The following is a 14,270-nucleotide window of genomic DNA, read 5'->3' as shown; positions in this document are numbered from 1 at the left end:
AGACGGTGAAATTGTGGGCGCTGGATGCTAAAAGGGGGGTTACTGTTTATCCTGCATAGCGGCTTTTTCAGCCCGGGTGGCCAGGCGGGCATTTCCGAAAGGTTCACGGACAAGCAGAGGCTTCTCCTTGCTCCAGCCCCTGATAGCCTTTTCTCCAAAACGACGTGGTGCATTGCCGTTCCACCGAGCAATAACGTGATTATCGTGAATTTCTAAAATGACAACGGGGTGCACAATGACCGTTGTAATGGCGGTATTTCCCATTTTGGAACGGGTCACGGACCATACCTGCATTCCGGATTCCAGCTGGCTGATTTTCATATTATATCCTTTAGCCATTACGAACTGCGCCACAATCAATTTATGTGGCGCAATTTACCATAAACAATAAATATCAGATACCCGCAAAAAGAGTTCCCTTTATTTTAAAATTCTTCTGGAGAAAAAATGATATTTCCAGAAGAAGTCAGCGAAATTCAGAAACGGCCATCACAATGGTGCTGCGCTGACGCTGGCGTTCTGCCTTGCGCTGCCTGCGGCGATAGATCTGTTTTGCGCTGACGTAAGGGCAGTCCTCACGGGTATACCAGCAGCAGCCGCAAGGCTCGGGCCGGGGTTTTCCGGCAAGTCCAAATGGTTTCATCAAGTCACCTTTTTAATGTTTTTAATCGCAAGATACTTCCCTAACACATTGTTTTATCGGAAATAACGTTGTTGCATAAACAGGTACAGATAACCCTCAGGAGAAAACATGCAAAGGTTATCAGTGATAACCGCGTCCAGATACCGAGTGTCAGTCTGTAAACGTTTTATCACCAGAAAATGTGCTGCCGCAGCCTTAATGCCAGAACTACCGTTTACAACATTATGTATACCCGCTTTGAATAACGAACGAGCATGAATTACCTTTTCCCGGGCCGCTTCGATCTCAGCATTAATAACGCATTGCCGCGCCTGGATGACTGCCTCTCCGGTTAAATCGCGGAAATTCATTAGTGATGTGATCATGATTAACTCTCCAGATTATGTGGAATCATTATAACAACTGGCAGCACGCGACAAATAACCTGAGATAAATTCTTTGAAATATTCCTATATATAAGGAATTACAGTCGGAAAAGAAACGATGAAATGGTGCCGACCGCTAAAATCGATAAATTAAAATGGACGGCACTGGAATGTAAAACTGAAAGTAGTAAGACCGTTAATATCCTTCACGGATGTAAGCTTTAAAAGAGGAGTACTGGCAAAGCTTTGCCAAGTACTTCGGCGGTTGTGTCAACTATTTTACGGATGTCATCGATCTGCGAAGGCTTATTCATCAATACCGTATAGAGCCCCCCCTTCGTTATCAGCCTGCTCGCAGTTTACGTATCGGCTCCCGTCGTACAGCTGCACAATACGTGACATAGAAGACTTTTTTTGTTTCATGGTTTTGCACCTGCTTTTAGGCAGTTTGGTTACTGGTTATCAGAAGCTAGTTTCATGCGCTTCCGGCTGGGACACGAACTGGTATTTTACGCCGCCAGGCACACCTACTGCTTCGGCAATAGAATCGCAAAGCCGCGATAAATCATTTAGTGTCATCGGATATTCAATATCTACAGAATATAAAGCACCTGCATTTTCAGCATCTTCGATGTTTTTATACTGAGCACTAAAAATAGCAATGGTCTGAATTTCGTGGTTATGCATGAGCAGGTCCTTATTAAATTTTGAAAGCCACCCGAGAGTGGCCTGAGGGAAAACTTAAATCTTTGTACTATTTTTGAGAGATTTTTTGCGATCCAGTTGCCGGGCAACAATGGTTCCGATAACGAGTAGCGTGATGACCGCACTGAAGAAGGTGCTGTCAGGGACGCCCTGGAAAAAATCACTGAAACTGTAAACAATAAAAATCAATGCGCAAAAATAGAAAACGATACGAACATAAGGGGTAAAAAACATTTTCATCGGTTGCCTTCCATTCAGGGAGAATTCTCAGTAATTACATCACACCTGAAGAGAAAGTATTTTCGTATAAATGAGCATTTTCGACATATCAGAGGGGGGTTTTAGTCATAAATGAGATAGTAAGGGTCACACTTGAGGTGAAAGTTACTTTCCTAGCTGCGAACGAACTATCTCAAATGTTAGAGGTGTGCGTTCGCCTTAAGAGCTTCATGCCCTGAAGAGCTCAACTTGAGCCGATAGTATAAACCTGGCTCCAGATGCCTTGCTGGCTGGCATAACTCCACGAGGCCCAGCCGGAACAGGACCGGAGAGCTCCTGCACGTCACATCATCAGGATTCCCCATAAACGTACGCCGTTCTCTGGCCCGTCTGAAATTGCCAGAGATATCATAGATCGTGCCGGATGCCATCCGTCGTAACACGTAAATCTGCGCCCTTGTAAGCTTCTGGGCGGAACTGCTTAAACCTGACATACCTTCCCGACCTTATATAAAACAATCCGCCAGCAGCTCGACTGGCGGACAATGTTTGAATGGAAACAGCAAGGACATACTATTTGGTGACAAGTTTGATCTTGGTTTCACTCATTCGAAGTCGAAACTCCTGAAAACCCTGCTCTACCGCTAACTCCAGCCACTCAACGGGAATGGTATAGCTACAATCAGACCCGCCCAAAGCGGCATCACAAGCGTAATCCCAGTCCTCATCCAGTTTTGGATTCATCCCCCGGGCGTAAGCCACAGTATCGCGGGATGCGGGAGAGCCCTCAAGCTCAGCATTAGTGATCAGGTATACACCATGACTGTGCGCGAGAAGCACTTTTGGCACCAGATGTGTGCTGGCAATTTTTGAGGATGAGGGAAAGAAAACCCTACCAGCTTTACGCGCCTCTTCTTCAGTCTGTCCCTCAGCGTTAAGGAGGGCTCCCCCCGGATAGCATGCCGGGTCATAGATCTGATCTGCGGTGACCGAAAACGTTTTTGCGGTGCGAATTTCTTCGATCAGTTTATTGATATCCGCCATTTGAAATACGAGAGTGGTCACAGGCTTACTCTCCCTCTTCAGTGGACAACATCAGATACTTTGTTGCCAGCAGAAGCTCTCTCACATCCTTGAGGGACAATTCAGCTTTGCCTTCTACGGCAAGCTGCAAGCGCTGTCGAATTGCATGAACAGAATCTGAAGATAACGATGCCATTTTGCGCAAAACGGCATTAGCCTTTTCTACAGCAGGATACAGAATTTCTGAGTTGGTATTATCTTCGTCATTATCAAAGATAATTTCAGAATCCATATTGATGTTATCTTCAAGCCAGCTTGAAAGAACTTCGAGTAATTCCATCACCTTTTCAATTTGCATATCGCCTCCTCTGTTAATGTGAAACAAATATAACAAAGTGGCTTACCCGGCTAATAACCTGAGCAGAAAAATTTCGTACTTAGTTTGAAAACAACTTTTCTGCCCAGGTTAATGTTACAGTCGCTGGGTAAAAGATAATGGGCACTGAAGATGATTCAAGCATCAAACAGACTAAATCGGATCCCGTCTTTTATATCGCCTTTAAAATAGAATGAATAAAATATAAAGTTAGCGTTTATGATTGAACGCTGTAGAGGATGATTTATCCAGTGATATGTAGTTTGTGGCCTTTAAAAAGGCTTTATTATGGACTCGAATTGCAAAGAGAGCACCGACATTTTTCTGGGGGCTCCCGCAGAGAAAAAGCTGTGAGGTTATGAAGACGAATAGGAGGTATTCGGCGAAATACTGTATGGCCACAGGAGAGCTTCAGCACCCATATCCTGCCGCCTCGCTCGCCTGTGGTGATTTCAATATGTTCTACGTCATACCACGTAGTTGTATTTCTCACTTTGTTTATGCTTCCTGACACCGCGTGAACGCAATCTTCGTCTGGATGCGTTCATAGATGGAAAACTGCCTTTCAATGGAATCGGCATTAGACAGTAATTCATGAAGCTCAGCAGAGTCTGTATCGGGAACGATAGCTACAGAAACTCCATATCTCCGCCCAATTTTGATTAGGTGCGCAAGCTGTTCTTTTTCGGATTCTGTGAGCATTGCCAGATCTCTTCCGGACACCTGCTCTATAAACGAACCAAGGTTTTTCGGAAAAAAGGGTTCGGCATCAGAGTTCTGTGCTGGGCGCGTTTGCGGCTTATCGAAGCTATTGGGCATGAATAGAACCTATATAGTTAGAGAACTGGAGAATGGATAAGGACCCTATGAAAATCAGTTGCGCCACACTCGAATGCTAGTCAAGCTTTATAATGGCTATAGTAGGGATGGCCGTCAACTTAAACCGATAAGAGGGAGCCATTTATCGTTAAAGTAACTTTCCCGGATGATGCTCTTTTTAGGAAATAAGTTTCTCACACTCCTGTATAAGAGTCGCCCTGGAACGAGATCGACTGGCTTTGCTTAATGAAGAGCGTAGTTGATGTTCATCAACACCATCAGAGATAAACTGACCGATTTTTGTTTCAAGCCGCTGCATTGCCTCGTAAAGCTTGGCATCCGCATTACTTTTAAGAAACCTCAGTATATAATCAGCGATAATTTGGACGGGAGTAAACTTATACATTATGCATCCTTAAGACGTTGTGTTCAATGAGTCAAAAAATATATATAACCAGACGTAGTTTATTATACATAAGTAAGCATTTTAGCTAACAAGCTGGAGGAGTGGATTTCGGTAAGCCACTATATTTTAGAAGCTGATTACTGAATAAACAAAGCCCGGCTTACCGGGCATTTATTTAATTTGATGCTAGAAATCTTCCCCGTCGTCTGACTTTTATTCCATGCAGAGTTAGGAACTAATAATGATGGCCTGGTCAGTTTGAGGAAGCCGGTTTCCTCTGATAAATGCAGGGTGGTTTAAACGAGAAGAAGAAATGGTCATCGCCAGAAATGTCTCTTCACGAGAACGCAGAAATTCCCCCCATGAATATGTTTCCCATACGTCGTGAGATAGGTCGGATTCCTTTATGTACCGGGATTGCATTGTTGGCTCAAAATCGACGGGAGCTAAACTGTCATAGGATGGATGTACACGGTATCCCAATTCTTCCTCCCTTTGATGGTATGCATGTGCCAAAAGGACATCATGGGAGACCATGTCATAGTCTTTGTCCTGAACGAGCGTTTTTACGGTATGACTAATTTTTCCAAAGCCTTCTATTTCCCAGATTGTTATCATTGTGAACTCATTTAAAGTCCGTGGGCTTTTTACCAGAAAGCCATTTAATGCACGTCGCCCCTTCAACATGACAACGTGGTAGGACTTGTTGGGATAGGGTTTCATTGCCACCAGCGAATCAGCTTTAAGCTCAAGTGACAATTCAGGGACAGACACAGACACGAGAGTACACTTGTTTTTCATATGGTGAAGAATACGGGGCACAAGATGCAGATACATCATTTTCTCCTTTTAGGGATATAACTGGCAGATCCTCAGCAGCATCAAAATAGTTAATAGACTTTTTTAATTGGTTAACCACTGCTGATTAACTTGTTTTATGTCTCTGAGAAATTATTCGTTTTGTTTCTGGTCATCATACTGCTCAAACCAGAAGACTACCGGTTTTTCTACAATATGAAGCAAACCAAAACGTTCTGCGGTACGGAAATTCACGCTATATGCGCGAGCCCGTTCAACCTGTTTGGTAATTTCGTTTCTCATTCCTTCAACACTAAAAGCTCCTTTAAAAAGGTTGCAGGGAGCGCATGACGGAAATAAGTTTTCTATAGCATGCAGTTCAGGGTGCATAACCTTACCCGTACTTCGGGAAACATGAGTTACGCCGCTGCCGACCGGGGCTCTCACCAGTTCAAAGTCGCGTCGAACAGGCTCAACATGATCGGCATGCCACCCTTTTTCAGGAAGCTTGCAACCACAATAGGCACAACGCCCCCCAAATTTCATTCGCAGCTCAGCTCGCTGTATTTTAGAGATCTTATTTTTAGGTTTTGAGAACCTACCATCAGGTGATTCAGCTTTGGATAACTTTGCTGAGGGCTCAGGTAATTCAACTAAATTCCCGTTAATATTTATCACCTTGACCATATCATTTTCCGCCTTTACTAATCTCACGGTCACAGGAACTGGCTTAAGTAACCGCTGAAGTTAACCGCCACTGACTGCATCTACCCAGACCTTCTGTTTATACTCAATAGGCCACCCCTCTTTATCTGCCCGGATGACGCAATCATTTACCGTGGTGCGTGACCGGATACGAACATCAAGCGGAAGCGAATCGTTATCCACACGAGCCTGTGCCTCATTTAAAATCCGTAAAAACATCTCTTTGGTCATTCAGATACCCCCCTCAACTTTGCGAATTTTGATCAGATGAGGGCGATTCAGTTTACAAAGCTGTTCTGTCGCTTCATCAATCGAATTGAACCGATGAGCCTCTTCGATATTTAAAGTCCAGTATTTCGCTTTCCCTTCTCCCAGATCGGACTCAAAATAATGTCGCTTTACATCCATTTTTTTTGGCCTGCCATTTATCTTGACGACATTATGTCTGTCATCAAAAAGAAATTCGTCCCCCTCAAAAGTGATTAATACAAATGGCCCCTCAGGCTTGGAAGTCCCGGAATTTCCCATTTTCAAAGTCATACTTCAGCCTCTCGATAAAACTCATCAAACCTCAAATTAAAATGGACTCACACCACATTGATTCAGTATTCCTCCTGAACCCCATTCGGCTCTGTTGTGATTGCATATTTAATTCCGCCAGGAGCTCCCACAGCATCCGCGACCGACTCACACAGCAGCGAGAGATCGTTGAGGGTCATTGGGTGTTCAATGTCCAGCGTGAAGAGTTTCCCGGCTTGCTCGGCGGCTGTCTTGTCAGCATGTTCAGCATTAAAAAGGTATACGGTGTGTTTTTCCTGAGCGGGTGTATTTTGATTTTGCATTGATGATCCTTTTGTTTAGTTCCCCGATTCCGGGGGGGGAGTTAATTAATTTAAATTTATATTTGTCTGGTTTAATTAGAACGTTTCCAGGCTATGCGTAAACAGGTAATGCAAGGGCTGTATCAACAGGATTAAAGTTACTTTTCTGGATGCAGCAACGCTTGGACGTGATGTCCACATTACATCACATTCAATGCCAAGTATTTTTGGTATAACCCCTCCATTTTCGTGTGTTTCGCATTTCAGACGCTTATACGACCTGCCTGACCATCCTCATCAGCAGGCGGGTTAACAGTCCTTTCGCTGCCGGGCGATTGCTATCGACATAGTAAAAACCTGTTTTGGTCGTACTGTGAGCACTGCTCAGCACCCTCAGTTCCCAGATTACGTCACGGATAACGCCGCCATTTTCTGGCTTAAGGCATTCAGATAAATGACGCATGAAACGAGCTCTTACGGCACGGTAATAGCGGAACTCCTCGGGCTGGTTAGTATTTTCTTTAACCCGGAGTCGCTGGTTACACAGAGTTAGAACTGCATCCATCATTCCCGCCTTCAGCTTCGCCTGGATCGCACCTTGTTGCTGTTCCCACTCACCTTCGAGTAACGTTGAAATTCTTTCTCCGAGTGCCGTCTTGTTGTGTACGTGCAACTGAACACAGGCAGCTACGCATACCCAGAATCTGACCTTTTTTATCTGTCCACGCAATTTTCGGGCTACAAGCTGACGGTATGCAGAATCGCTGAGTATTTTAAAACGCCGACTGGCAACCAACTCTGGAAGCGACACTCTGTCGCCTATCCCCAGGCGGGAAAAGGTTTGTCCCCGTTGTGCGAGGCGATGATAGACAGCGCCCTTCCCTTTTGAGATTCGGACCGCTCCATAACGAAGAAGATACTGAGCAGCAGTCGTTGGAGTGAACTCACCGTCAGCGATGCGCTGGCGTAACCCGTCGTATTCATGCCAGATAATCCAGGATGCCGTATCTTCTTCAACAGTCAGCTCATCCTCTTCCTCGAATGCCACGACGACAGAATTGCTCTCTCCGGTCTTTAGGCTACGTGAAGCCCTGGTGTCAGCCTGCCCGTCAAAATAGGTCATCAGCGGCAACGTATCAGTCAGTCCATCATAAGCTGTACCGAACCGGCCTCCGGGCAGTTTCATCCAGAGTGGTGCTGGCATTGGTGTACGGGGCACAGGCTGCATGTCAGGCTCATCCTCAAGAAGGTCCAGGTCGGCCTCTTCCCAGACCCTGCGATAGATCTCAATTGCCCGAAACGGGCGAGGGTTGAAACAATGCAACGACCAGAGGAAATCAACGTGGATAACGTTTGCTTCCTGTACAAGCCGAAATTGTGGCTCAGCCATACGACGGTTATGAGCCGTATCGTCCACCACGCCGGAAAGTAACTTTCTGCGATGCTCAGCCGCACGTCTGGCTTCAACATAATCAAGACTGCAACAGACATGAAAGAGACGTTCAGTCAGGGACGAAGAAAAGATATTGGGTTGAAGACGCACATACCCGCCTTCGAACACTTTACGACCAATATAATCCCGCAGGCTCCAGTCGTACTGGATCTTAGAAAGAAATCGCTGAAGACGACTCAGGCCTGCCTGATAACCGTATTTCTCCGGGTCAGTTCGAAGGAGCGTTTCCATTGAATGGTCAACCCCTACGGCTGTGCAAAGCGAGCAACCATATCGAGCCCCACAAGCTGAGGATCGGGTGGGTTTCTCCGGCGACCAGATACACTCTCCGGTGGCGTCTTTATAAAGCGTTGCCAGGCTGAAGTTATCCGGCATAAAGCTTGGTAAAGGGAAGCGGGATTCTGAACCACAGGCCATCAGAAAAGCCCAGATGTCCTGAGTACGCCACTCCTTAACCGGATAGAGTTCACCACCGTGCTCAGTCAGGGTTACTTTCCTTGCCTGCCCTCCCATTTTGAGGATATTTCCTGCCCTTCGGGCACTTTCATCATCCCTGGATCCCAGCATCAGGCATACCCTGCTTCGCACGGATGCCGGGGCGTTTTTAAGATAACGAGCTTTGGCCTGGCGCAGGGGCGCGATTTTATAGTCGGTAGAGCACTGTCGGGTAGAAGAATTAGTCCAGGTCGGAAGTCCGCGTCCAGTCAGAATGCGGCCGACCCAGCTCTGCGTAAGAGACGGTCGGGCGACAAGAACTGTGACCGGTAGCTGGTGTTCAGCAATGAACATTCTGAGCTGGTTGAGAACCTGTGAAGCCTGATAGTGCATCTCAGGGTTTTCGATCAGCGTATCGGACATCTGAATGAAATGATGTTCGCTGATATTTGTGCCGTTACGTACTGCCCTGATCAATGCCATCAGAAACAGGTGCAGGAGAGAATGGGAGTCTTTGCCGCCACTGTATCCCACGCACATCGTCCAGCCGTCCGTAATAGCCTGATAAATAGCAGATGTGGCAGACATGACCAGAGAAGCAAGACTCACAGTCTCCTTTTCGTCGGTATAGTTCAGATCGGCATCGGTTGTCAGGGTCTCCCAAACATCCGCCCATTTATCATGTTTCAAAATGGCAGCATTAGCAGCCTCAGGAAAAATAACTTCTGAGGGTAATTCAAGGAATGAGTCACTTTTTTCAATAAACATATATTTTCCTGAACCACGGCATATGCTGCATCACTGATATTATTATTAGAACTTTAAAATAACTACAGTGCAACCATTTAGCGAAATTATATTAGATTAAAATTACGCGAATTTAATGCCAAAATATATAAAAACAATCCATTGTAATTTAATCACCCGGCACAGCTATTAGTTATAGGTTGGCGGCGTAATAAATGCGGTACTATTTGTTTTCAACTCAGACAGCGCAATAGAAGGAGTGTTAAGAGTCATGTCATCACTACAATGGCGTGGTAGAGCTGAAAGCTGAAATGAATCTTTCATCACCCTAATAACCGGGCATTCCGTACGTGCTGATAGCATTACTTCCCGCAGCATCGCTTCCTGCTTTATACTGTCGCTATGCTTATATACATCCATGTCTGTTATTTCTTGAATTTCATCTTCACCACAAAATGACCAGTTAGCGTCATAGAAGTAAAACTCAGTTAAATGAAGATCGTTTTCTTTCACGTATGCCGCCAATTTGCGGATACGCTGTTCAAGCATTGTATCTATCCGTAAGGAAACACTTTGCGGAACGTCACTTGCAAATTCATTGATACAATCAACGGTAGAAACTATGAATTTATTGGTCATGGCAGGCTCCAGGCCACCGGGGAAACCGGTGGCTACGGTTAACAGGCAGGCTTAAGCGCCGCAAAGGGTGTCAAGGGAAGGGAGAAGCTTGCTCAGCTTGTCGTAATCGAGCGGAGACAGTTCTGTAACGAGATCGACCGAAAGACTGGTGTTGTCTTCTTCACTCAGAATATAGATTCCGTCTTCTGGCTCTTTTCCGGCACATGACTTAAGTCGTCTGTAAACGACCTCCTGGGCTGAATCCGCTACGTCGCAGCTCAGGACATAGCTTGCCACATAGCTGCTCTCACCGTGGTAATGCGTAACTTTACACAGAGCATACTGGATACCGGCTTTGTGAGCCTCATTCATGAGACGAGAAAACTGACAGCCATCCTGGTAATAGTGGGTATCCTTTGTGACCAGAATAGTCATACCCCCAAATTCATCTGTCCGGCTTTTACTGCATGTAAATGCAGCAGTAATTGTTACCATTTCCGGGAGGTCGAATACCGACAGCACGGCAGTTGTGAGGCAAATTGCATGGTCAAGATCAATGGTCTCTCCATGAAAAACTGCCAGCCCACTGCTGGTAACTTCTGTTGCGAACAACAGTTCATAATTGCAGTCTGGGCAGGATGGTTGCCCAAAGCTCGGCTCAGAAGGGTCATACTCAGGGTGGCTCTCGATAATACTGAGGATCAGCTTCTCAGTCAGAGAACAATCTGCCAGTGGCTTATCAAGCAAACGCTCACCTTCTGCAATTTCTGCTTCGGTAACGAATGTGATTGCTTCTTGTGCCATTTTTGCCTGCTCCTGAGTGCAGGGAATAATAAACGACGCCTGAGTATAATTATCTGCCACAGTTGACTCCTTGATTATTTAATTAATGTATTTGATGAGAAGATCATAACAAATACACTAATACCAACTAATAACCTGAAGGCGTTTTTTTAGAAAAAATATTAAGAAGAAGAATATGAACACTACCTCATCTTAAATTAATATTATTCAGGATTAATATTCATTTTTGCAAATAAAAACCGCCAGACGGCGGCTTTTATAAAGAGGGAAATATCATTGGAAGTTGAAATTACTTCACGGCAGGCCGACAAATTACGCGACTGCTGTGAGCTGAAGCGAAACTTGTAGAGGAAACTATAATCACCTTTTCTAAGTCGTCGGCACTGTCAGCAATATGATGCCGGAAAGCCTCCTCTGCATCACCAGGGGAGTCGGCTTCGACCAGGTAGGCCTGATCATCATCATCAAACATAATGCGCCCGGAAATGAGATAAAGTCGGCTCAAATCTGGCGTTGCTGCGCTCGTGCTTCGTTCGTTCAGATTCATTTTTTCTCCGTCTGTTGCTCGTAAAAAGAATGACGCCGGTTTAAAAGGCGTCGCCAGGTTCGGGCTAAAACGCAGGGTTGCCATCGAGGAAGCTCATTGGCTGGCCAATAGCGGATGCCACCCTGAGAATTTCACCTGGTGTGGCATAGCGAAGCATTTCAGAGCGTCCAAATTTCTGATACTCATCAACTGACATCTTCCTCCACTCTGGGTGAGGATTTTTTCCGCACAGTGACCAGTTGCTTTCAGAGGAATCACGACGGAGAACGTACACATCAAGCGAGGCTGTAAGCCCACTACCATATCCCCGCTGCGCTACAATACGAACCTGAGAACCATCGTCGCGTTGCAACGTCTGGGTTAATTTCGTGATAGGATCCTGTGAATGCATGCCATTTACCTCGTTTTCAAAAGAATTAACATAAGTAAATGATACCGAATCGAGACTTCTGGCTAATAGGTCAGAAGAAAAAATATTAAATATTTTTGAAGTGTACGATAATTATTAGAATAAAATGGCCTGAATAAATCGTTAGCTTTAACTCTGCTTATTTCAGAGAAGCTCTGAATTAGTAGTGACGGAAAACGATGCGGTGAAAAGTAACTTTTACACCGCAATCCAGGAAAAAGCTTCAGTTAGTCACATTACGAATAACCCGGCTTACTTTCGCATGTGCGTTACCCTGGATGTTAAAGTAAAGCCCTTCAGGCAGACTCGTAGCCCACTTAGCACCTCGCTCAGCCATACGCTGCGGTGTTTCCAGCCAACCACGAGGAATATTACCCGTAACGTCACCGATAACCCGTGAAATGCATGCTGCTACCCGGATGCCGCCGGGAATATCGCATTCGGATTCAACAATATGCATGACCTCAAATAAAGCATCATGCCGCTGGACATGATCGCCAATGTGCAACTCGATAGGAGAAACCATTTCTGTATCTAACTTCATATCTGTCCACCTTTAATTTAGAAACCGTCAAAATTACCAATATAGTTAATGTACCGGATGTTAATTCAACACGATCTGTGTCACAACCATCAGTTTGTTTTGTTGAGACTATATCGTAGAAACAAATGAATATTGAATACAATCGTTAATACAGACAACCGGAAATAAATGGAAACCTGATTATCTCTGCGGTGTATGCTAAGCCGTTAATATTGTCATTTTATGGTAGAAACACTGCAAAATGGATAAACCGCTTGTCGCTTCAAACCACTTTATCAAAACCGTTAACTTGCATTAAGCCCGATACAGTTCGGCGAGCTCGTCCAGAATGGGGTTACTCTTATATCCCGGTGCGGCCGTAAAAAGGTTTCGGGAAATCGCCAGCCATTCCATGATTTTGTCCGTCGCCAGCCAACGTCTGCCAAGTCGCTCGGCTGCGATGGGGACTTTATGCAAGCCAGCGAAGGGATCTACAACAAGATCTCCCGGCTCTGTCAAAAACTCAATCAGAAACGCTGCAAGCCTGGTAGGAAACGTTGCACCATGCAGCGGAAAACCGAGCTCGCGGGCAATAGAATGGCAAAATCTCGTATCAGCGCAGCTATTGCCGTAAAACAAAGTATTCTTGGGGATCGTTCCTTCTGTTTTATTTCCAAAGGATCCGCTTTTAAGCTGGTACGCCCCATCACCATAAAAGGTCGTGCGATTTTCACCGCCTGCTGCCTGCAATTTTAGATGCTGCTCTGAATGCGGTTGCAGTACACGTAAGTTGTTTGAACGAACCTTACTCGCATCATTGGTAAACCACAGCACAGGCTCATACGATGAGCAGAGCTGCACCCGTTGCTTACATGCCCAGTGCGTTGGCGATGGGGGCTTACTGCGATTCACCCACTGAAGCCTGTCCATGAGCTCAAGCCCCAGCTTGTCACATAATGCCAGTGTCAGACGCTCCAGATACAGAGAACGTGAAGGCCTGCCCCTATTAAAGCTATCTTGAGTGATATTCAGTGCCACACTTGCGCCGGGTACAAGCTGTTTCACGATCGGTTCGAGGATACGCAGAAGCCAGTCAATATAAGCCTGCTCGCCCCGCCCCCCGCCGTGCCCGTAGTCTCTTGAATTTCGAAGGAGGTAAGGTGGCGAGGTCAGGCAAAGATGAATTTGCTCTGTGATATTGCTGAAGAAGGCATAGGCGTTTCCAAAAACCGATGCCCCAAGAGAAGTTGAGAAACCGACAACACAGAGCTTTTCCCATGACTCGTGCAGGTTTGTTTTCGTCTTAGAGGCGTATCTCCAGACGCCCCGTTTTTCTGGAACGCGTTCGATGACTCCGGCCTGCCGAAGAGTCTGCTGAAACCAGCGTACTTTGTGTTTGACGCCGCTGGTTCTGGTTTTATCAGACCCAAACTCTTTCAGTTCGTGCAATTCGGCATCCGACATGCCAGTTTCACGCTGCACTTCGCGATAAAGCTCGTCGTTGCTCAACGGCAATTCGGAGGCTGCGTAGATCCGTGCAATTAAATCCGTAGAAATTGTGCTCATCAGCCATCCTTAATGGGGATGCAGTAAAAATATCGGCCTGATGGTTGGAAGGGTGATGACTAAATCAAACCGATCTGTTTATTTATAGGCTTTGCCAGGTCATGCAGCACAGCTGGGCATGCGCAGATAGAGCCGTACTCCTTTAGCGGAGTCGCCTTCAAAAGCCGGTCTTAATTAACTCCAAGATTCTGAAGCTCAATAAGCTTTTGCTCATTCTCCTTCCTACCCCACGATCCCTGCCATTCGCAGATATCTTGGTACTTACCTTCCAGCATATCCATCTGATCG

21 protein-coding genes are annotated in these 14,270 nt (G+C 45.7%); all 21 read right to left on the bottom strand.

Annotation, left to right across the window (positions count from 1 at the left end; genetic code table 11):
• Nucleotides 1-39 precede the first annotated feature (39 nt).
• A complete protein-coding gene (locus tag OVA10_RS23970; RefSeq protein ID WP_112823526.1) occupies nt 40-321 on the bottom strand; it encodes a hypothetical protein in 282 nt (93 codons plus the stop codon).
• Between the two features lie 145 nt (nt 322-466).
• Nucleotides 467-643, bottom strand: a complete 177-nt coding sequence (locus OVA10_RS23965; RefSeq protein WP_000802040.1) for a hypothetical protein — start codon at nt 641-643, stop codon at nt 467-469.
• A 53-nt stretch (nt 644-696) separates the two neighbouring features.
• Nucleotides 697-1,008: a hypothetical protein gene (locus OVA10_RS23960; protein ID WP_020833757.1), complete on the bottom strand. Its 312-nt coding sequence runs from the start codon at nt 1,006-1,008 to the stop codon at nt 697-699.
• Nucleotides 1,009-1,470: 462 nt separating this feature from the next.
• A complete protein-coding gene (locus tag OVA10_RS23955; RefSeq protein WP_000551490.1) occupies nt 1,471-1,695 on the bottom strand; it encodes a hypothetical protein in 225 nt (74 codons plus the stop codon).
• A 54-nt stretch (nt 1,696-1,749) separates the two neighbouring features.
• On the bottom strand, nt 1,750-1,953 hold the full coding sequence (locus tag OVA10_RS23950) for a hypothetical protein (protein ID WP_112823528.1): 204 nt from the start codon (nt 1,951-1,953) through the stop codon (nt 1,750-1,752).
• A 552-nt stretch (nt 1,954-2,505) separates the two neighbouring features.
• Entirely contained in the window at nt 2,506-2,997 is a 492-nt protein-coding gene (locus tag OVA10_RS23945; RefSeq protein ID WP_001439478.1) for a DUF3085 domain-containing protein, read from the bottom strand.
• 4 nt (nt 2,998-3,001) lie between these two features.
• On the bottom strand, nt 3,002-3,313 hold the full coding sequence (locus tag OVA10_RS23940) for a DUF957 domain-containing protein (RefSeq protein WP_001165365.1): 312 nt from the start codon (nt 3,311-3,313) through the stop codon (nt 3,002-3,004).
• Nucleotides 3,314-3,829: 516 nt separating this feature from the next.
• Nucleotides 3,830-4,150: a hypothetical protein gene (locus OVA10_RS23935; RefSeq protein WP_268197066.1), complete on the bottom strand. Its 321-nt coding sequence runs from the start codon at nt 4,148-4,150 to the stop codon at nt 3,830-3,832.
• A gap of 178 nt (nt 4,151-4,328) precedes the next feature.
• Entirely contained in the window at nt 4,329-4,556 is a 228-nt protein-coding gene (locus tag OVA10_RS23930) for a hypothetical protein (protein WP_201484783.1), read from the bottom strand.
• A gap of 228 nt (nt 4,557-4,784) precedes the next feature.
• Nucleotides 4,785-5,396 carry a DUF6012 family protein gene (locus OVA10_RS23925; protein WP_239910475.1) on the bottom strand — a complete coding sequence of 204 codons (612 nt, stop codon included), beginning with the start codon at nt 5,394-5,396 and terminating at the stop codon, nt 4,785-4,787.
• Between the two features lie 111 nt (nt 5,397-5,507).
• Complete coding sequence (locus OVA10_RS23920; RefSeq protein WP_268197065.1) at nt 5,508-6,041, bottom strand: HNH endonuclease; 534 nt, start codon at nt 6,039-6,041, stop codon at nt 5,508-5,510.
• A 60-nt stretch (nt 6,042-6,101) separates the two neighbouring features.
• Nucleotides 6,102-6,290, bottom strand: a complete 189-nt coding sequence (locus tag OVA10_RS23915) for a hypothetical protein (RefSeq protein WP_268197063.1) — start codon at nt 6,288-6,290, stop codon at nt 6,102-6,104.
• Entirely contained in the window at nt 6,291-6,599 is a 309-nt protein-coding gene (locus OVA10_RS23910; RefSeq protein ID WP_268197062.1) for a hypothetical protein, read from the bottom strand.
• Between the two features lie 62 nt (nt 6,600-6,661).
• Nucleotides 6,662-6,901, bottom strand: a complete 240-nt coding sequence (locus tag OVA10_RS23905) for a hypothetical protein (protein WP_053266403.1) — start codon at nt 6,899-6,901, stop codon at nt 6,662-6,664.
• Between the two features lie 250 nt (nt 6,902-7,151).
• Complete coding sequence (locus OVA10_RS23900; RefSeq protein WP_268197061.1) at nt 7,152-9,536, bottom strand: phosphoadenosine phosphosulfate reductase domain-containing protein; 2,385 nt, start codon at nt 9,534-9,536, stop codon at nt 7,152-7,154.
• Between the two features lie 168 nt (nt 9,537-9,704).
• Nucleotides 9,705-10,154 carry a hypothetical protein gene (locus tag OVA10_RS23895; protein WP_268197060.1) on the bottom strand — a complete coding sequence of 150 codons (450 nt, stop codon included), beginning with the start codon at nt 10,152-10,154 and terminating at the stop codon, nt 9,705-9,707.
• A 51-nt stretch (nt 10,155-10,205) separates the two neighbouring features.
• A complete protein-coding gene (locus tag OVA10_RS23890; protein ID WP_112823542.1) occupies nt 10,206-10,997 on the bottom strand; it encodes a hypothetical protein in 792 nt (263 codons plus the stop codon).
• Nucleotides 10,998-11,226: 229 nt separating this feature from the next.
• The gene (locus tag OVA10_RS23885; RefSeq protein ID WP_268197059.1) at nt 11,227-11,568 is read right to left on the bottom strand and encodes a hypothetical protein; all 342 of its coding nucleotides are present in this window, start codon (nt 11,566-11,568) and stop codon (nt 11,227-11,229) included.
• The gene (locus tag OVA10_RS23880) at nt 11,549-11,875 is read right to left on the bottom strand and encodes a hypothetical protein (protein WP_050863441.1); all 327 of its coding nucleotides are present in this window, start codon (nt 11,873-11,875) and stop codon (nt 11,549-11,551) included. The genes OVA10_RS23885 and OVA10_RS23880 overlap by 20 nt, the downstream gene beginning before the upstream one ends.
• Nucleotides 11,876-12,116: 241 nt before the next feature.
• Complete coding sequence (locus OVA10_RS23875; RefSeq protein WP_268197058.1) at nt 12,117-12,437, bottom strand: hypothetical protein; 321 nt, start codon at nt 12,435-12,437, stop codon at nt 12,117-12,119.
• Nucleotides 12,438-12,731: 294 nt separating this feature from the next.
• Entirely contained in the window at nt 12,732-13,982 is a 1,251-nt protein-coding gene (locus OVA10_RS23870) for a site-specific DNA-methyltransferase (RefSeq protein ID WP_268197057.1), read from the bottom strand.
• Nucleotides 13,983-14,270 lie beyond the last annotated feature (288 nt).

The sequence above is a fragment of the Lelliottia sp. SL45 genome (assembly GCF_026672535.1).
Classification (GTDB): Bacteria; Pseudomonadota; Gammaproteobacteria; order Enterobacterales; family Enterobacteriaceae; genus Enterobacter; species Enterobacter nimipressuralis.
The sequence above is the reverse complement of the archived record's forward strand: the minus strand, read 5'-3'. Positions and strand labels throughout refer to the sequence as shown.